The organism is Amycolatopsis decaplanina DSM 44594 (assembly GCF_000342005.1).
Classification (GTDB): Bacteria; Actinomycetota; Actinomycetes; order Mycobacteriales; family Pseudonocardiaceae; genus Amycolatopsis; species Amycolatopsis decaplanina.
This window is the reverse complement of sequence record NZ_AOHO01000055.1, coordinates 302,745-320,589: the sequence shown is the minus strand read 5'-3', so window position 1 is coordinate 320,589 and position 17,845 is coordinate 302,745. Positions and strand designations below refer to the sequence as shown.

General features: G+C 66.2%; 16 protein-coding genes and 2 tRNA genes. 12 read left to right on the top strand and 6 right to left on the bottom strand.

Translation table 11 applies throughout. The annotated features are described in order from the left end of the window. Positions 1-8: 8 nt before the first annotated feature. The 3 genes from H074_RS18645 to H074_RS18635 all read left to right on the top strand — a co-directional run bounded on the left by H074_RS18645 (position 9) and on the right by H074_RS18635 (position 3,943). Complete coding sequence (locus H074_RS18645; RefSeq protein WP_007031599.1) at positions 9-1,052, top strand: 3-isopropylmalate dehydrogenase; 1,044 nt, start codon at positions 9-11, stop codon at positions 1,050-1,052. A 475-nt stretch (positions 1,053-1,527) separates the two neighbouring features. Then, a complete protein-coding gene (gene cimA, locus H074_RS18640) occupies positions 1,528-3,153 on the top strand; it encodes a citramalate synthase (protein ID WP_007031598.1) in 1,626 nt (541 codons plus the stop codon). 19 nt (positions 3,154-3,172) lie between these two features. Continuing rightward, positions 3,173-3,943 (top strand): fumarylacetoacetate hydrolase family protein, encoded by a 771-nt coding sequence (locus tag H074_RS18635; protein ID WP_039922768.1) that lies wholly within the window; start codon positions 3,173-3,175, stop codon positions 3,941-3,943. Between the two features lie 74 nt (positions 3,944-4,017). Here H074_RS18635 and H074_RS18630 read toward each other — a convergent pair whose 3' ends face one another. Next, positions 4,018-5,256: an FAD-dependent oxidoreductase gene (locus tag H074_RS18630; RefSeq protein WP_007031596.1), complete on the bottom strand. Its 1,239-nt coding sequence runs from the start codon at positions 5,254-5,256 to the stop codon at positions 4,018-4,020. A gap of 555 nt (positions 5,257-5,811) precedes the next feature. Here H074_RS18630 and H074_RS18625 point away from each other — a divergent pair. The 3 genes from H074_RS18625 to H074_RS18615 all read left to right on the top strand — a co-directional run bounded on the left by H074_RS18625 (position 5,812) and on the right by H074_RS18615 (position 6,873). Beyond that, positions 5,812-6,546: an HAD family hydrolase gene (locus tag H074_RS18625; protein ID WP_039922767.1), complete on the top strand. Its 735-nt coding sequence runs from the start codon at positions 5,812-5,814 to the stop codon at positions 6,544-6,546. Between the two features lie 51 nt (positions 6,547-6,597). Beyond that, a tRNA-Gln gene (locus H074_RS18620) sits at positions 6,598-6,669 on the top strand. Between the two features lie 131 nt (positions 6,670-6,800). After that, positions 6,801-6,873: transfer RNA gene (locus H074_RS18615), tRNA-Glu, on the top strand. A 612-nt stretch (positions 6,874-7,485) separates the two neighbouring features. Here H074_RS18615 and H074_RS18610 read toward each other — a convergent pair. Then, positions 7,486-7,863, bottom strand: coding sequence for a nitroreductase/quinone reductase family protein (locus tag H074_RS18610; RefSeq protein WP_235096810.1), 378 nt, complete (start codon positions 7,861-7,863; stop codon positions 7,486-7,488). A gap of 499 nt (positions 7,864-8,362) precedes the next feature. Next, positions 8,363-8,995: a DUF2267 domain-containing protein gene (locus H074_RS18605; protein ID WP_039922868.1), complete on the bottom strand. Its 633-nt coding sequence runs from the start codon at positions 8,993-8,995 to the stop codon at positions 8,363-8,365. 446 nt (positions 8,996-9,441) lie between these two features. Between H074_RS18605 and H074_RS18600 the strand changes: the two genes are divergently transcribed. Beyond that, positions 9,442-9,861: a CBS domain-containing protein gene (locus tag H074_RS18600; RefSeq protein WP_007031592.1), complete on the top strand. Its 420-nt coding sequence runs from the start codon at positions 9,442-9,444 to the stop codon at positions 9,859-9,861. Between the two features lie 139 nt (positions 9,862-10,000). Here the strand turns inward: H074_RS18600 and H074_RS18595 are convergent, their stop codons facing one another. Continuing rightward, positions 10,001-11,338 (bottom strand): phosphoribosyltransferase, encoded by a 1,338-nt coding sequence (locus tag H074_RS18595; RefSeq protein ID WP_007031591.1) that lies wholly within the window; start codon positions 11,336-11,338, stop codon positions 10,001-10,003. A 397-nt stretch (positions 11,339-11,735) separates the two neighbouring features. Here H074_RS18595 and H074_RS18590 point away from each other — a divergent pair, with 397 nt between their 5' ends. After that, on the top strand, positions 11,736-12,284 hold the full coding sequence (locus H074_RS18590; RefSeq protein ID WP_152521446.1) for a lamin tail domain-containing protein: 549 nt from the start codon (positions 11,736-11,738) through the stop codon (positions 12,282-12,284). 340 nt (positions 12,285-12,624) lie between these two features. Here H074_RS18590 and H074_RS18585 read toward each other — a convergent pair whose 3' ends face one another. Together H074_RS18585 and H074_RS18580 are read right to left on the bottom strand one after the other, a co-directional pair. After that, entirely contained in the window at positions 12,625-12,888 is a 264-nt protein-coding gene (locus H074_RS18585) for a hypothetical protein (RefSeq protein ID WP_007031589.1), read from the bottom strand. Between the two features lie 245 nt (positions 12,889-13,133). Next, complete coding sequence (locus H074_RS18580; RefSeq protein WP_235096809.1) at positions 13,134-13,985, bottom strand: helix-turn-helix domain-containing protein; 852 nt, start codon at positions 13,983-13,985, stop codon at positions 13,134-13,136. Positions 13,986-14,912: 927 nt separating this feature from the next. On the opposite strand from H074_RS18580, the gene H074_RS18575 reads away from it, so the two are divergent. The 4 genes from H074_RS18575 to H074_RS18565 all read left to right on the top strand — a co-directional run bounded on the left by H074_RS18575 (position 14,913) and on the right by H074_RS18565 (position 17,717). After that, positions 14,913-15,377 (top strand): hypothetical protein, encoded by a 465-nt coding sequence (locus tag H074_RS18575; protein ID WP_007031587.1) that lies wholly within the window; start codon positions 14,913-14,915, stop codon positions 15,375-15,377. 198 nt (positions 15,378-15,575) lie between these two features. Next, positions 15,576-15,761 carry a hypothetical protein gene (locus H074_RS40290; protein ID WP_152521445.1) on the top strand — a complete coding sequence of 62 codons (186 nt, stop codon included), beginning with the start codon at positions 15,576-15,578 and terminating at the stop codon, positions 15,759-15,761. Between the two features lie 13 nt (positions 15,762-15,774). Next, positions 15,775-16,221, top strand: a complete 447-nt coding sequence (locus H074_RS18570; RefSeq protein WP_007031586.1) for a hypothetical protein — start codon at positions 15,775-15,777, stop codon at positions 16,219-16,221. Positions 16,222-16,814: 593 nt separating this feature from the next. Next, positions 16,815-17,717 (top strand): hypothetical protein, encoded by a 903-nt coding sequence (locus H074_RS18565; protein ID WP_007031585.1) that lies wholly within the window; start codon positions 16,815-16,817, stop codon positions 17,715-17,717. Positions 17,718-17,845 lie beyond the last annotated feature (128 nt).

The following is a 17,845-nucleotide window of genomic DNA, read 5'->3' as shown; positions in this document are numbered from 1 at the left end:
GTGTGTGGATGCGGCTCGCGGTGATCCCAGGAGACGGGATCGGGCCCGAAGTGGTCTCCGAGGCGCTCAAGGTGCTCGGTGAGGTCGTACCGACGGCGGAGATCACGAACTACGACCTCGGCGCCGCCCGGTGGCACTCCACCGGCGAGCTGCTTCCGGAGTCGGTACTCGGTGAACTCCGTCAGCACGATGCGATCCTCCTGGGCGCGGTGGGCGACCCGACGGTGCCGAGCGGCATTCTGGAGCGCGGTCTGCTGCTGCGCCTCCGGTTCGAGCTCGACCACCACGTGAACCTGCGCCCGGCCCGGTTGTACCCGGGTGTGCGCGGACCGCTCGCCGAGGCGGGCGAGATCGACATGGTCGTCGTGCGTGAGGGCACCGAGGGCCCGTACGCGGGCAACGGCGGCTTGCTGCGCAAGGACACCGAGAACGAGATCGCGACGGAGGTCAGCGTCAACACGGCGTTCGGCGTCCGGCGCGTGGTGACCGACGCGTTCAACCGGGCCGAGGCGCGGCCGCGCAAGCACCTGACGCTCCTGCACAAGACGAACGTGCTGGAGTACGCGGGCTCGCTGTGGTCGCGGATCGTCGAAGAGGTCTCGCTGGAGCACCCGGAGGTGACGGTCGCTTACTCCCATGTGGACGCCGCGACCATCCACCTGGTGACCGACCCGTCCCGGTTCGACGTCGTGGTGACGGACAACCTGTTCGGCGACATCATCACCGACCTGGCGGCGGCCGTGACCGGCGGCATCGGGCTGGCGGCGAGTGGGAACCTCGACATCACCCGGCGGAACCCGAGCATGTTCGAGCCGGTGCACGGCAGCGCGCCGGACATCGCGGGCCAGGGGCTCGCCGACCCGACCGCCGCGGTGCTGTCGGTTTCGCTGCTGCTGGACCACTTGGGACAGAAGGAAGCGGCGCGGCGGATCGAGGCCTCGGTGGCCTTCGACCTCGCGACCCGCGACCAGGCGTCGCCCGGTGCGACGCACGCGATCGGCGACCGGCTGGCGGCTCTCGTGTCGTCGAACGTGCGCCCGGTCACGCAGTAGTTTCCATGACGGGCTGAAGGGGCCCTTCACCGCATCTCACGCGGTGAAGGGCCCCTTCGCTGCGTAGACGCGCGGAAAGTCGTGACTCGCGTGATCAGACACGTAACTCGCGTGATCGGGCGGCGAACTCAGGTGACTGGACGCGGCACACGGTGTTCCGCGTCTGATCACGCGAGTTACGTCCCCAATCACACGAGTCCCGTCCCTGATCACGCGAGTTACGTCATTAATCACGCGGAGAGTCGATTCGCGTCACCCGGCGCCTTCAGCCACTCTCAGGAAGTGGGAAGTATCGACCGGTTTGTGGACGCCCGGCGGAGCGTGTGCCATGATGCGTCCGTGACCTTCTGCATCATCATTATCGCCGAGCGCGCCGGATAACCGCTCCACAAGAGCCCCGGCGCGCAACCTCTCGCACCCATGCGGGAGGTTTTTTTGTTGCCTGAACACGTTTTGCCACCACAAGGAGATTCCCGTGACCCGCAAGGAGCCCGCCGATACACCGCTCGGCGACGCTTTCCACCTGTACGACACGACGTTGCGCGACGGCGCGCAGCGCGAGGGGATCTCCTACTCCGTCACGGACAAACTGGCGGTGGCGAGGCTGCTCGACGATCTCGGGGTCGGCTTCATCGAAGGCGGATGGCCGGGCGCGCTGCCCAAGGACACGGAATTCTTCGCCCGCGCCGCTTCGGGCGAACTGAAACTGCGCCACGCCGCGCTCGTCGCCTTCGGCGCGACGCGGAAGGCGGGCGCCAAGGCCGAGCAGGATCCGCAAGTGCGGGCCCTGCTCGATTCCCAGGCGCCGGTGGTCACCCTGGTGGCCAAATCGGATCTGCGTCACATCGAACGCGCGCTGCGGGTCGATGTCGGCGAAGCGTGCGAGATGGTGCGGGACACCGTCGCGTTCCTCGTCGGCGAGGGACGTCGCGTCTTCCTTGACGCGGAACACTTTTTCGACGGCTACGCGTTCTCCCCGGACACCGCCTTGAAGGTGCTCGACGCGGGCGTGAACGCGGGCGCGGACGTCGCTGTGCTGTGCGACACCAACGGCGGCCAATTGCCGCTCGGCCTCGCGGAAACCGTCCGCGAGGTCAAGGAAAGGACCGGATTCCGGCTCGGAATCCATTGTCAGGACGACACTTCCTGCGCGGTGGCGAACTCCGTCGCCGCCGTGCAGGCCGGCGTGACGCACGTCCAGTGCACCGCCAATGGTTACGGCGAACGGGCGGGCAACGCCGATCTGTTCGCCGTGACGGGAAATCTGGTGACCAAGCTCGGAATGGAGGTCCTCCCGACCGGAGGTGCCGCCGAGCTCACCCGGGTCTCCCATGCCCTTGCCGAAATCGCGAACATCGCCCCCTACACCCACCAGGCTTATGTAGGGGCGTCGGCCTTCGCCCACAAGGCGGGACTGCACGCGAGCGCGATCAAGGTGGATCCGTTGCTGTACAACCACATCGATCCAACTTCCGTCGGCAACGACATGCGGGTACTGGTCACCGAGATGGCCGGCAGGGCCAGCCTGGAGCTCAAGGGACGTGAGCTCGGGGTCGACCTTGCCGGCCAGCCCGAGGCGCTGACGAGCGCCGTCCGGAAGGTGAAGCGGCTCGAATCCGAAGGCTGGTCCTTCGAAGCCGCGGACGCTTCACTGGAACTGCTGCTGCGGCGGGAGGTCGACGGCCCGCAGAGCGACATCCTCGACGAGCCGCCGTTCGAACTCGAGTCGTACCGGGTCGTGCTGGACCACCGGTCCGACGGCGAGGTCGTCTCCGAGGCGACGGTGAAGGTGCACGTCGCCGGGCAGCGCGTGATCGCGACCGCCGAGGGCAACGGCCCCGTGCACGCGCTCGACGCCGCGCTGCGCGAGGCGCTCAGCCCGCATCTGTCCTGGTTGGACAGTGTCGAGCTGGCCGACTACAAGGTGCGGATCCTGCCCGGCCATCCGGGCACCGACGCCGTCACGCGTGTGCTCGTCGAGACCAGTGACGGCGAGCGGGAATGGACCACCGTCGGCGTGCACGGCAACATCGTCGAGGCGAGCTGGCTGGCGTTGTGCGACGCGCTCGTGCACAAGTCCCTCAGAGAGGGCCCGGCCTGAGGAGTCGTACAGTGGGGGAGTGCGTCTAGCCCGAATTGCTCATCCCGGTGGTGTCGCGTTCGCTTCGATCGAAGGGGACGGCGACGACGCCCAGGTATTGGAAATCGCCGAGCACCCCTTCGGCAACCCCAACTTCACCGGCAAGCGCTGGCCGCTCGCCGACGTCCGGCTGCTCGCGCCGATCCTGCCGTCGAAGGTGATCGCGGTCGGCCGGAACTACGCCAAGCACGCGGCCGAGTTCGGCAACGAGGTCCCGAAGGACCCGATGCTGTTCATCAAGCCGTCGACCACGGTGATCGGACCGAACGCGCCCATCCGCCGTCCGCGCGGCGTCGGCCGCGTCGACTTCGAGGGCGAACTGGCGATCGTCATCGGCCAGCCGGTCAAGAACGTGCCCGCCGCCCGTGCGGCGAGCGCGATCCTCGGCTACACCGTGGCGAACGACGTCAGCGCCCGTGACCTGCAGAAGTCCGACGGTCAGTGGGGCAGGGCGAAGGGTTTCGACACCTTCTGCCCGCTGGGCCCGTGGATCGAGACCTCGCTCGACGCCGGTGACCTCGCGCTCAAGTCCGAGGTGGACGGTGTGCTCAAGCAGGACGGCCGGACGTCGGACCTGGTGCACAAGATCCCCGAGCTGGTCGAGTTCGTGTCCGGGGTGATGACCCTGCTGCCCGGCGATGTCATCCTGACCGGCACGCCCGAGGGCGTCGGCCCGATCGAGGACGGCCAGTCGGTCTCGATCACCGTCGAAGGCATCGGCACCCTGACCAACCCGGTGCAGGACATCTAGCTCGAGCGTGCTGAAAGGGTCGTTCAGGACAAAAACGTCCTGAACGGCCCTTTCGCGGCATCCGGAGCCGCCCGCTAGCTCCCCGCCGGCTCCATCGCCCGACGCGCGAAGGCCGGGGCGTGCTCGGGCCGGAGGCCCAGGCCCAGCAGTCGTGCGGGGACGTAGGACAGCACGGGGAAGCGGCTGAACAGCTTCACCATCGGGGCGGGCGGGCCGTTGCGCCTGCCCTCCATGACCGGCTTCATGACGTTCTTGTGCAACAGCCGTTGCAGCCCCTGCACCAGCATCGTCGGCGCGAGACGGCGCTTGCGGACCTTCGCCAGGTCCGCCACCGACGGCCTGCCCCGGCGCAGCGGCTCGGCGAGCAGGGTGGCGGCCGCGACCGCGTCCTGCACCGCGAGGTTGATGCCGACACCGCCGACCGGTGACATCGCGTGCGCCGCGTCACCGATGCACAGCAGCCCGTCGAGGTGCCACTTCCGCAGCAGGTTCATCTTGACATCGAGGAACTTGATGTCGTCGGTCGTCTTCAGCTCGTCCACGCGGTCGGCCAGCTCGGGGAGGATCGCGGCCACGTTCTCGCGGAACGCTTCGATACCGTTCTCACGGAGGTCGTCGCCCTTGGGGCTGAGGTAGGCGACCTGGAAGTAGCCCTTGCGCGGCAGCGGCACGGCGAAGCGGCGATCCCGCATCTTCGGGTTCAGCATGCCCTCACCTTCGCCGTCCCGCCGCGAGATCCGGAACCACCACGCGTCGAACGGGATGGCGTACTCCTTCGTCATCAGCCCGGCCTCGCGCCGGGCCAGCGACCAGCGCCCGTCGGCGGCGATCACCAGGTCGGCGCGCAGTTCGCCGGTCTTCCCGTCGGCGTCGCGGTAACGGACCCCGCTCACCCGGCCCTGTTCCAGGATCAGTCCGGTCATCTCGGTGCTCTGCCGCAGCGTGAACGTGGGCTCCTTCGCGCCGGCGTCGGCGAGCAGGTCCAGGAAGTCCCACTGCGGGACCAGCGCGATGTACGGGTGCGCCACCTTCAGCCGGGTCAGGTCGGCCAGGCGCATCATCGTGCCGTCCTCGGTGGGAAAGCCGGCGTAGGCGATCTCGCTGTGCGGCAGGCTGAGGAACTTCGCGCCGAGACCCAGTTCGTCGAGCAACGTCAACGTCGACGGGTGCACCGTGTCGCCGCGGAAGTCCCTCAGGAAGTCCTTGTGCTTCTCCAGCACCGTGACCTCGACCCCGGCCCTGGCCAGCAGCAATCCGGCGACCATGCCGGCGGGGCCACCGCCGACGACCACGCAGTTCGTGCGTTCGTTCATCCGTCCCACCCCTTCGGAAACCCTTATTCATCACTCGTTGAATAAGATCAGCATGCACCCGCCCGGACGGCGAGTCAAGCGCCATCCGGGCGGCCGTGTCGTTCGGGCTATGACCCGGGTCTCACCGATTCGCGTGAGCCTCCCTGCGGTCGAGACATCTGTCCAAAAAGGACTAGGAGAGGGCGGGGTGGTCTCGGAAGGACGGCGTTCGCGGAAGTGCCCTTGTGGACGGTCCGCGACTCGAAGCCGCGTAAGGATTCCGGTGTCGTCACAGGGCGTGCGCGCGGCGAATCGAGCCGGACGCCGGGTATTGAAATTTCACCCGCCCGCTCGCGTCTGCCGTTGTCCGGTAACTAAAACACGTCTTCTCACCAACTGGGAGTAGAGTGCCCGCGCCGGAACAGAGCAGCCTTAATCACCTCATCGGCAGAGTCGCGATCGCGCTGGGTGCCCTAGCCTCACTTGGTGGATTCCGCTCTCGTGCCCTGGACCTTGTCACGAACCACGCCGGACGCTCCGGACAGCGCCCCGTGGGAGCCTCCGGAGTTACGGTTGGTGTGCCTTGACATCGATGACACGTTGATCGACTGCACGGCGGCGATCCGGCTCAGCCTGCGCGCGCTCACCGGTCAGGGCGACCTTTGGCCGCTGTGGGATCTCATCACCGAAGAGCACGTCGCGCTGGTGGTCGCGGGCGAAATCGATTACGCGACCATGCATCACAAGCGTACTGAATGCTTCCTCGCCGAGATCGGCATTCTGGCCGACGAAGACCAGGTCAACGGCTTCGAAAGACGCCGCCGTGAAATTCTCACCCGTTCGTGGCAATTGTTTGAAGATGTCCTCCCGTGCCTGGAATGGCTGCGCGCCGCGGGCGTCCTCGTCGCGGCCGTCACGAACGCCTCGGGCGCGCATCAGCGCAAGAAGATCGCCGACCTCGGACTCGCCCGGTTCTTCGACCACGTGGCCATCGCCGGTGAACTCGGAGTGGCCAAACCGGACCCGGCGATGTTCCACTCGGTCTGCCTCGGCCTCGGCTGCGACCCGGCGCAGGCCGTCCACGTCGGCGACAAGCTCGACACCGACGCCATCGGCGCACGCGACGCCGGCCTGGGCGCCGTCTGGCTCGACCGGGACGGCATCGCCGAACGCGCCCCGGCGGGCGTGCACACCATCGCCGGCCTCGACGAGCTGCCTGAGCTGCTCGTTTCCGAGTTCGCGAAGCTCGGCGTCCCCGTCCAGCGCGCTACGGAGACCCCCGCTTTCACGGTGCGGAACAGCGTGCTCTAGTATTCTTTCTCGTGCGGCACCGAGCCGGTCAAGATCGGAACGGTACCTCACTGGGGTATGGTGTAATTGGCAGCACGACTGGTTCTGGTCCAGTTAGTCTAGGTTCGAGTCCTGGTACCCCAGCTGGAGAACTCTCCGGAGTGAAACACAGAGTGACCCCCCTGCGAAGGCGGGAAACCCGGTCTGGTAAGTTTCTCCACAGCAACACAGCAGGTGAACAACTGAAGATCTCCTCCTGAAGGAGAAAGATCCTAGCCCCCGTCGTCTAGCGGCCTAGGACGCCGGCCTCTCACGCCGGTAGCGTGGGTTCGAATCCCATCGGGGGTACATACAGGTATCGCGCAAAGAGCGCCGATCATTTTGATCGGCGCTCTTTGCTATTTCGGGAGCCGATACCTGATCTGCCGGCAGTTCAAATTCACGGTGAGCTGTGTCACCTCGAAGAGTGTCCGGAGCAGGGTGCCGTCCACAGTGGCCAGTCCGGCCACGTCTTGCCGCTCGTCGGGCCGTAGGCTCGCAGAACATCCACTTGGGTACCGGTGGCTCATGGACGGGTTTCGGCGACCAGGCCGACTTGTACGGCTCGTTGACTTTGCCGCGCCGAGACTTCGTGGCCCGCCGGTTGAAGACTTGCTAGCCGGTGGACTCGGGGTTGATGTCGATGTCGCAGACCGCGCTCCTGCCCCAGCACCCCCGAGTTCGCGCCTTGCCGGGCGCGGTCGGCGGTGGATGGTGCTCGAGATCTGCGTGACGGTCTCGGCCTGGCGGCCGTCCCGGTTCGAGATGTTCCAGCCGTCTCGTACGTGGGCGCAGAGCCCGCCCCAGGATTGCTCGAGGGTGTTGAGGACTTCGTACCCGGCGAGACTGGTTGATGCGGCGTTGGCTTGTACCGGCCGGTTCGCGAACCGGGGATCCGGCTCATGATCCCGTTGGTGGCGCTCAGGGTTGCGTAACGCGGTCGCGCACCTGTACGTACCGCCGGATGCCGAAAAGCCGCAACGCGCGGCCGCGCTTGCGAGAGATCCGCGGCAAAGCGGTGTCGGCGTCGATGATCGTGGGATCCACCACCTCGTGGCTTTCGCCCTTCGTCTCGATGGTGGCATGCCCCGCGGCGAGCATGTTCTGCAACCAGTCGACCTTCGTTCCGTACGGCAGGGGAATGATAAAGCCGTTCTCGGTGCGTTCCGCCACCACCGGTGTGGCGTAGGGGTTCCCGGAGTGACGTCCGGTATGCCGGAGTACGGCGGCATACCAGTGTTTCCGGCCGGCCAGCCGCAGCATCACCGGATTCAGGACACGTTTGTTGAAGGTACGCACGGTGTTCCTGGTCCGGATGTGCTTTCCTGTCACCATTTCAGGCCTCCCTGGCTCCGTATGTGCACAGGCGATGTTCCCGGCCCGTCCCGGCGCCGGTGAGGGGCCGAAGCCCCTTGACCGTGGGACCTCTGGCTGCGCTGGCCGAGGCCGGCGCACTGTATCCGCGACCGAGAGAAAGAGCGAAGGCTTGTCGTATTAGCCCGGTGTCCACAATGGATTACCAACTCTTTCGTTCTATCGAGGGGTACGGCGCAGGTCCCGGTGGTCGTGAGTGGCGGTTCGGCTTGGAGCGGGCCGGTATTCCCTTGCCTGCTGGACCTGACCTCGTCTTGGTGCCGCGGTGGAGCTGGTGCGGGTGGGCGGGGAAGATTCCGGGCGTTCAGCGTCCGGAATCTTCCCCGCTTCGCGCTCGACAACGGAGCTCTGCTCATTCCGGACGGAGTTGCCTCGGCGATACGGGATGTTCGGCCGCGCTTGTGAGGGTCTTCTCGAGCGATCGTCACTGTTCGACGGCGTCGTGCTCCAACAGGATGCGATGGGCTTCCTGAGCGGCTTTGGCGGCGTGGTCGGTCGTGGGTTCGCTGGTGGGGAGCTGCTCTAGCCCGCGGGCGAGCGCGCCGACGGCTTCGGAGATCGCCCGCACCTTGTCCTCCAGTTCGTCGATCCGCGCATGCTCCCCGGCCACGCGGGGACGATCGGCCGGGGCGTGAGCCTCGCCTTGGAGCTCGCCGCGCAGGTTCGCGGGCATGAGCGCGAGGACGTGTTCGAGCTGCCCCGGTGAGCACAACGCACCCAGCGCCGCGGACACGGCGCCCGCGGTCGCGGGCACGTCAGCGGGTTCGATGCCGGCTTCGTCGGCGAAGCGGCTGGTGAACCAGGTGTTGTCATACCGCATGGGCACCCGGCGGGGTGTCCATCCGTCGTAATAGATACCGCGCAACAACTCGGGCAGTTGAGCACCGAAGTGCACCGCGCTGTCGACGGTGAGCCGGTCGCGCACGAGATGCAGCCATGTGCGCAGCACGCGAAAGGCGTAGCGGCGGTCTTCGGTGCCGAGGCTGTGCGCGACAGCCGCCAGCCACTCGTGTGCTCTCTGCTCCGCGTGGGCGAATGGGATCGTCCGGTGTGTCACGAGTACCTCCCAGCCGGTTCGGTGGGTCGTTCCAAGCAGCGGTTCCTGAGGATCTGTCGGCGTCAGCAAGGTCCTCGGCGCCGACGCCATCCGCGGTGCCGATCCATTTCGGACTGTGCGAGTGACAGGAACCATGCTCCCGGTTCGCACTGCCATCGTCATCGCCTCGGCCTCTCGCAATGGAGCCAACCGGCCTGCCGGCGTTCCCGAAACCAGTCCGGTCGCGCGCCTTGACGTCCTGCCCTCGGGCAGGCCGGTATCCAGCATGGCCGCGCTCGCACCCTCGGGCCAGAGGTCCGAAGTCCCGTATTCCCCGGGTCGTTGGCCACCGCGGGGCTCGATCCGGTGTGTCATGGGTGCCTCAGGGACCTTGGTCTCTTCTGACCGGGGACACCGCGGCGCACACTACGAAGCCTGGGAAACACGAGAGCCGACAGGAGGACATGATGACGACCGCACGGGACATCATGCATGCGGGTGCTACGTGTATCGGAGAGCGTGACACCCTGAAAGTGGCCGCACAGCGGATGCGGGAACTCGATGTCGGCGCGCTGCCGATCTGTGGTGACGACGACCGGCTTCACGGCATCATCACCGACCGCGACATCGTGATCAAATGTGTCGCCATCGGCGGTGACCCGAGCGTCATGACCGCCGTCGAACTGGCTCAGGGGACCCCTCACCTCGTGCGTGCCGACGCCGAAGTGGAAGATGTGCTCGAGGTGATGGAACGGCATCGGGTTCGGCGGGTGCCGGTCCTTGACGAGCACCGGCTGGTCGGGATGATCAGCGAGGCCGACCTGGCCCGCCACCTCCCCGAGGCCGCGGTGGGGCGCTTCGTCGAAGCCATTTGCGCGGCGAGCTGAAGGCCGGCCTGGGAACAAGGGCGAACCGTGGCACACGGTTTCAGCCGTCGTGGACGGCGATTCCTTGTTTTCGACAGCTACGAACGTGTGATCCGTCGGTTGGCGCCCACATGCGGTCACGGCACGAGGTGCCAGGCGTTCATTCAGCCGGGCTGCCGGACGTCAGCCTGAGATATCGGACGAACCAGTCCCGGGCCAGCGCCGCGGCCCGTTCGAGCGTGCCGGGTTCCTCGAACAAGTGGGTGGCACCGGGCACGACCGCTATTTCGCAGTCGCATGGCATGGCCGCCCGCGCGCGCCGGTTGAGGTCGAGTACGACTTCGTCGTGTGCGCCCACGATGAGCAATGTCGGTGCGTGGACAGAGCCCAGCCGCTGTGCGGCAAGGTCGGGTCTGCCGCCGCGCGAGACGATGGCATGGACGGTGACCCCGGAGTCGGCCGCGGCCCACAACGCCGCGCCGGCCCCGGTGCTGGCGCCGAAGTAGCCGACGGGCAGGTGAGCGGTGTCCGGCTGTGTCGTCAGCCAACGCGTGACCTCGATGAGGCGATGCGCCAGCAGTTCGATGTCGAAGACGTGGGTGCGGTCGAGTTCTTCGCGTGGGGTCAGCAGGTCGAACAGCAAGGTGCCCAAGCCCGCGTCGTTGAGGGTCGCGGCCACGTAACGGTTGCGCGGGCTGTGCCTGCTGCTGCCGCTGCCATGGGCGAATACGACGACGCCGACGGGGTTTTCGGGAACGGTGAGATGCCCGGCCAGACCGACCCCTCCCACGACCATCTCGACATCGTCGTCGCGCATGATCGGATCCGCCGCGCCCATCGCGGTGGCGGCAGGTTCCGGGGCCGGCAGGGCGGCGCGGCGGAGCAGGTCCGCGACTTCATCGTCGGAGGTTTGCCGGAAATCGCGGTACCACCGGCCCACGGCGACGAACCAGGTGGGTGTTTCGAGGCAGATCACCTCGTCGGCGACGCGGCGGAGTGAGACGACCGCGGTGGATGCGCCCACCGGCACGGCCAGCACGACTTTCGCCGCGCCCTGCGCCCGGGCGACCTGGCAGGCGACGCGGGCGGTGGAGCCGGTCGCCACCCCGTCATCGATGACCAGCGCGGTACGGCCGGACAACGGAATTCGTTCTCGTCCGGCGCGGAATCTTTCGACCCGGCGTCGCAGCTCTGCCCGCTCGGCTCGCTCGACCGCCGCGAGTTCCTGACCGGACACGCGCGCACAGCGCACGACCTCCATGTCGACGACCCGCACGTCGTCCTCGCCGATGGCACCCATCGCGAGCTCCGGCTGGTAGGGCACGCCGAGCTTGCGCACCATGATCACGTCGAGAGGGGCGGACAGCGCACGCGCCACTTCGAACGCGACCGGAACGCCACCCCGAGGCAACCCGAGAACCACGGTGTCCTCATCGCGGAATGCTTCCAGGCGCCGGGCCAGGCGACGTCCGGCATCGGCGCGATCGGCGTATGTCATCGCGAACCTCCGGTTCTCCTGCCTCCGGTTCTCCTGCTCAGACGGCCCGGGAAAGGCACGACAACCGAGGTTGGCAGTCGCGAGGCGTCATCGGCAGAGTCCACGGTCGCCTCGGGTGGGGCCGTTCGGCCTTCCGTTCCCGCCGCTTGAGCGGGCAGGCCGGTCACGAGCGGCGTCCGTGGGCGCGCTGCTCTGCCAGGGCTGTGACCTGGTCCCGTCTGGTGCGAGTGCGGTAGTCCGATGGTGGTCCGCGCGGTCGGTGGTTTCCACGAGAAGGTCTTTGGTCTCCCGTGCTTCGGGCAGGGAGGCCCTGACGCCGGGGTCTGCTCCCGGTGTTCCCTGAAACGGCTGAATGGACGCAATCGCGGGAGGTAAAGTCATGAAAAGGGCGTGCGTGGTGGCCGTCATTACCGCAGTGATCGGGCTGGCGGCCGGCGGTGCCGGCAATGCGGCCGAAGCCGATAGACACGTCCAGGGGGCTCAACCGACGTTCGAGACCCATTTGCATGAGATCGGCACGCGCGGCGCATATGATTCTCATGCTGAATTCGTCGAGATCGCCAATCGCGGCCCCCGGGTGCTGCCCCTCGGTGGCTATCGGGTGCTGGCGACGCTTCATTCCCACGCGGTGGAGCTCGCGCGCATTCCGGACGACGCCCTGCTGCGACCGGGCGCGGTGTATCTGCTCGCGAGCGCGCGGTTCGTGGGAGGCCCCCCGCCCGACCAGATCTTCAGCATTGCCGAGGATATTCCGGAAGTGTTCACGATGACGCTCGTCACCCCCAGGGGCGAGGCCGTGGATGTCGTGACGACAGTGCGGACCTTGCCTCCCTGCGGGTCGCCCGCGCCCCGTCCCCCGAACGGGCTTTGCCTCAAGCGGGTCCGGTTCACCGGCGACAATTCGAAGGATTGGGCCGTGGCGAGGTGCACTCCAGGCGTATACTGAATACGCGTCGAACTTCCTCGTAGTCGCACTGTTCGGCCGGCGTGGACGGACCGTCGATGGCGCGGACGAGGCCTCGAAGAGGCGTTCAATGTCGACTACGTGGACGCGGCGCCGGTGTTCGTGGTTCACGGTCACAAGAATTGCCGGAATGGGAATCACCTTGTCGGCATCCCGGCGAAGGCTCTTGCCGTCAGGCCGTCACGGCCGTCAGCTCCGTGCCGGTATCCCCGCGCGTACGGATGTTCTTCAGCGTGGCTCAGAGTTCTCCGCTGCGCGTTGTCGGTGGAGGGCGAAAGTCGGTTGGTGAGGGACCGGCAAAGGGTCTGAGGCCGACTCCCGGTCAAAGTCGCCCTTTTATGCCCATCAAGGTCACACTGAGCATTGTCTGCACCGCGATGAAATCGGTCAGGACTTCGTTTCCTCTGCGGAAGAGGTCGTGGACTTGCTCCACGCCTGCCAGATTGTTGTATCCGGCGACCGACGCCGCGAAGAATGTTTGCGCCTCGCCCCATTTGTACTCGATCGCCTTCTGGGAAGCTTGAATATCGTCGGTGATCGTCTGCCGCACGTTTTCCAGATCGCGTTTGGTGTCGTCGCTGCTCATGGTGCTCTCTTGGTCGCCGGGAAATGGTCGGTGGTGGGGCTCGTGAGTGGTAAGGACGGTTCTAACCGTCCTTACCACTCACGAGGCTCGCCACCAGGACACACCACGCACGGTATGTCTGTCGGCGGCGCTCGTCATCGGCGGTCATCGCTCGCCGGCGTGTCGCGCCGGGCCACTCATGTCGTTGTTCCCATCCGTTCGTCGTCATATGGAGGTCAGGGAGGGGTCACCGGCACTGGGGGCCTTCACCGGGCACGGTGAGTGGACATCGATCGGAGAATCGCTTCCAGTTCGTCGACCGGCATTCCGCACAGGTCCGCGAGCAGGCCCAAGGCCAGCCCCTCCAGTACTACGGTCTTGGGAGGTTTCTCCTGGTGCAGGAGGGTTTCGGCCCACTGTCGCAGCGGACCGAGCTCCGGTCGCGTGTCGGCGGCGACGTGCTGGAGATCCAGTTGGATCCGCACCGGGGCGTTGGCCCCCACCCGGCGCTGGACGTTCGTGATCAGATCGGCGGGGAGGACGTTCATCGGCATGCACAACTCGAAAAGGCGTGCCACTGAGAGTTGCCGGGTACCCAACTCGTACGAGGCGAGCGTCTGTATCGACATCTTGGCGCCCATGTGCTGGATGAGCATCCTCCTCGTCCAGCCATTCGCCTGACGGACCTTCTTCAGCTCCTGACCCAAGATCTTTTCTACGCTGCAGGTGCCCTCCGCGGATTCGTCTTCAGGGGCGAGCGGCGCTTCGTCGTGTTCGGGCCGGTGCCTCTTGTCCAGAAGACCGTGGAACGCCAAGGCTCGCATGACCTCGACTTTCCTGCATTTGAGGACAGTTGCGATCTCGCTGACGGTCTGTCCGTCCTCGCAGTACATCTGACGGAGTTGCCGTCTCCCGGCCGGCTGTAGCAGGGACCTCTTCGGCAGTCCATAAACGAACACATGCCGGTAAAGGCTCTTCTGGCCGATGTGGAACCGTTTCTGAATCTCGGGAACGGGAATCTCCAGATCGAGCCACGCCTCGATGAACGCTGTCCTCATGTTTCCCCGCGCCATGTCGTTGTCGTGCGCGTCGCGGTTGTGGTTTGCGTCGGATGTCACCGGCCGCGTCGACCTGCGTTCTGGTCGTTCAGCATTCCAGGCGTCTCCCGCGTATCACCGTGCCGATGTCCGCCCGGCAACGACGGGCGGCGGTTTTTCCTGCATGAGCTCATGATCGACTCCGCTCGTGGCTGGGGTGATTCCGCTGACCTCGGAGGGAAATGGGAACTCCTGGGCGCTCTTGGCTTGACATGCCGGTCGTGTTCCCGGACATGGAAGCCGGGACCGTCGTCCTGGCGCAGCGCGGCCTCGCCACTCGTGACTTTCGCCCTGTCAGGGCGATCGAACGGCGTGAACGTCAAGTCTTGCGTTGAGTTCGGCTGGACTGTTGTGCACATGTGCCTGTCTCTGTGCCTGCGCGGGGTTCGTCAAAAGCGTCGTTGACAGATGCCGAGATGGAGTGTCAGTCGGATTTGATGGACAGCCGGCCTTCCTGGTCGGGACAGGGCTTGCGTGAGCGAGCACGCCAGGCACGGAGGTCCATTCATCGTTCGAAAGTAGCGGGGATGCACTTGACTTGCCAGGGGGCCGGATGGCGGTGGGAAGCGAGTATCACCGCCTGCTCGAGGTCCCCGGGCAGCGTGGTCAGGTGACGAGCGCAGCACGACTTCGGCCGGCGCAAGAGCGCGCTCGGACGGAATCCGGCGGTGGGAATTCGGAGGCCAGGCGGCCTCCCCGCTCCGCCCGGAGCGACCTGGCGGCGAGCGGTGGCTTCAGGATCGTCCTGGTCGCGAACCCCTCGACGCAAGCTGAGCGCGACATTCGTGGCCTGAAGGCGTGACCCGGGCCGCCGGCCGCCCCGGGCGTCTCGTCCCGAACGGCAGCGCGCGTCAGGTATGTAGACAGGTACTTGTACGGGTGTCGTCCCGGCGGAACAGAGGCAACCTGATAGGTGCTTTCAGCGGACCCGGAAAGGTCGAGACCCACATGGTGCCAAGTGTTTCACCACCTTCGCGAGCCCGTCTCCGGCTGGTCTCGCCGGAGGACGCGGCCACGACCGGGTCGGCGAGCGGTCTCAAGGACCGCTACAGCGGGATCGCCGACCGGCGGCTGGCCGCGATCCTCGCCGCCGAGGACGTGGCCGAAGAATATGGGCTGAGCGCGCATGTGCGCACCACCTGTTACGTGCACCGATGCTGGGTGCACCAGTGCATCTCCGATCCCTTGCACGTGCTGGTCGTCACCGGGCACCGCTGGTGCCGGCGCTGCGATCGCACGGTCGACGTCGAGATCGACGAGACCGCGCCGGGTTCGGTCGAGCTCTATTGCGACGGCTGTGGTGTCCCACCTGACACCGTCGCGAACCGGGAAGTGGTCTTCTCCTGCCGGAGCAGCCTCGTCGCCATGTACGGCGGCGAGGCGTCGACGCCGTACGTGGTGCCGGACTGCTGAGGCCGGACTGTGCTGACCGAGCGAACGCCACCGAACCCACGCCTGCCATAGCCGTTACCGGCGACGGCGAACGGCCAGGCCAGGGAGCGAAGAACCTTGCCGGCAACGCGAGGCCGGCGATTCGCTCGGCCATGCCTGCCGCGATGGTGCTCATGTCCGTGAACAGGGGTTCCAGTTCGGTGGGAACAGCATGGGCGGGTGGCTGGAGCGAGCCGTGTCGGCGACGTGGGCGGCAAGGTCGCCCATGCGCTCGATCTTCTCGGCGCCGGCTTCCTTCTTGCGGAATGTTTCACGTCGGCCAGTGGCGACTATGCGCCATGGCGATACCTTCAGCTGTTCATGGAAGGCTGCGATGCTGCTAAAGCCGTACGGAAAATAATCTGATGCGGGAGGATCGATGCAGACGAAATGGCAAGTTCGCGGCCGTTCGGCTGTCGCGCTCACGGCTGGTGTCGCTCTCCTGTCGGGCGGATCGGCGCTGGTGGCGCACGAGGCGTCGGCGGCTGATCGCAAGGACGTCGGGGAAATCAGGATCTGCAAGCAGGTTCGTGGCTTTGAAGACGTGAAGCAGAAGTTCAGATTCATCATCCGTCAACCTGGCGAGGGAAAGATCGCCGAGTGGTTGTTGCGTGGCTGGGAGTGCCGCACGGAGTCAAGACTTGCGGTCGGCAGTTACCGGGTGCGGGAACAGGACATGCCCAGGGACTGCGAGGTCGTCAACATCAGGGTGCAAGGACCTTTCGAGCGCATCAATGTGAAGAACGCAACCGCCGTGGTCAAGGTCGAGAGGGACAGGACCACCACGGTCATCTTCGTCGACTTGTGCCGGAAACCGAAGCTGTAGGCCCCTTGCGCGAGTCTCCGACGGCGGGGACTCGCGCCTCACTTGGCCGATGCCTTCCGGGGCCACTTCGAACTGGGGGACTGTTGCCGCGTTGCCCGGCCGCCTTCGGCCTCGACGACCGCGTTCTCGCCGCGACCAGGACGGACGCGGGTCGGGGGGTCTTGCTCAAGGACGCGAGCGGCGGATGCTGCGACGCGATGTCGTCGCGCATCCCGCACCTTCGCGCGAGGACTCGACGACACCGAGATCGCCGAGTGGCCGTACGTCGCCGCTTCCAGCTTCTCGGACGTTGTTCGTCAGGAGCCTCACGTCGACCGGTTGGCCGTGGATGGCGGCTACCGGCAGAGTCCCCGTAGAGGGAAAATGGTCAAGGACACGATCATGGAAGTCGGTGCCATCGTGACGCCTGAGCGTGTGCTCGACTGAGAGCTGTCCGGAGATCGTTGTTGTGTTCCGGGTTCACCTGAGCGCTCGGGCGAACTTGCCGGGTATCGACATAATCCCGTTTCCAGTACCCAAGTCAGGGTATGCGTCATTCCTGATGAGAGCGCCGGGACCTTTTGCTGAACGATCTTCGGTAATACACTTCCCGAATGCGCATCAGATCCCGAATCGCCGCGGTTATCAGTGTCGCTTTCGCGCTGGTGATTGTCCTGGCGCTGATCCTCATGCTCGGTCGTGGATCCCAAGAAACGCCAGAGGCCCTCGATCTGGCCCCGCGTATCTCGTCCTTCGCGGCCGGGCTTGATCCAGAACGACCGTACCGGCCACCGGATGTGGCGGAACGACGTGCCGGGGCCGAGGGGTTCACTGTGCTCCTCGACGGCGGAAACGCGGCAGGAACCCGGCTGCAGGAGCTGGGATTCTCCATTCAGGACGGTGTCGACTCGGCGACCGGCCGACGTTACACGCTCGTGATGAACGAACCTGGAACCGATCGTGCCTGGGGCCTTTACCTGATCGATCGTTCGGCACCCCCGTCGATCGTTGTCGAGATACCGCATCCCAACTCGGACCTGCGCACCGAACAGATGGGATTGTCCTATTTCAGAATGGTTCCCGGTGCGGTGCTCCTGATGGCGGGAGCTCACCGGCGTGCCGGTACACAGGCGGATGTCGCGCACCGGGAGAATTCGATGTTCCACGCGATTGCCACAGAATTGGCCGAACGCGGATACGGTCAAATCCAGTTCCACGGATTTCACGACTCGAGCCAGCCCGGCAAGGATATCGTGCTCTCCGCGGGGGCGGCCAGGGTCGATGACACGGCGTGGCGCATGGCCGACCGGCTGACGGTGGCCGGATTCACGCTGTGTCATGCGTGGGCGGAATCGTGCCGCGGCCTCGAGGGTAACGCCAATGTGCAGGGGAAAATGGCGGCTGCCAACGGTACGGCCTTCATGCATATCGAGGTGAGTAGCACGATTCGCGCCGACGAGCGCAGCAGAGAGGCCGTGGTGCGCGCCCTCGTCGCCGCACGCGCTGCGAGCTACTGAAACCACGGAACCGTGCCGGCCGGACTCGCACGCGCACCCGCCGCTGGTTAGTGAGGTGGCTGCTGAGGCCGTCGGCATGCTGAGCAGGTCTGCCCTGTTGGACGTGCCTCCCTTCCTGGCGCATGACG

Bases quoted from the DNA above. Each gene is read 5' to 3' on its own strand.
- H074_RS18645 (WP_007031599.1), top strand. From the start codon at position 9: ATGCGGCTCGCGGTGATCCCAGGAGACGGGATCGGGCCCGAAGTGGTC.
- H074_RS18630 (WP_007031596.1), bottom strand. From the start codon at position 5,256: ATGAACGAACGCACGAACTGCGTGGTCGTCGGCGGTGGCCCCGCCGGC.
- H074_RS18600 (WP_007031592.1), top strand. From the start codon at position 9,442: ATGACGACCGCACGGGACATCATGCATGCGGGTGCTACGTGTATCGGA.
- H074_RS18595 (WP_007031591.1), bottom strand. From the start codon at position 11,338: ATGACATACGCCGATCGCGCCGATGCCGGACGTCGCCTGGCCCGGCGC.
- H074_RS18585 (WP_007031589.1), bottom strand. From the start codon at position 12,888: ATGAGCAGCGACGACACCAAACGCGATCTGGAAAACGTGCGGCAGACG.
- H074_RS18575 (WP_007031587.1), top strand. From the start codon at position 14,913: ATGGTGCCAAGTGTTTCACCACCTTCGCGAGCCCGTCTCCGGCTGGTC.
- H074_RS18570 (WP_007031586.1), top strand. From the start codon at position 15,775: ATGCAGACGAAATGGCAAGTTCGCGGCCGTTCGGCTGTCGCGCTCACG.
- H074_RS18565 (WP_007031585.1), top strand. From the start codon at position 16,815: ATGCGCATCAGATCCCGAATCGCCGCGGTTATCAGTGTCGCTTTCGCG.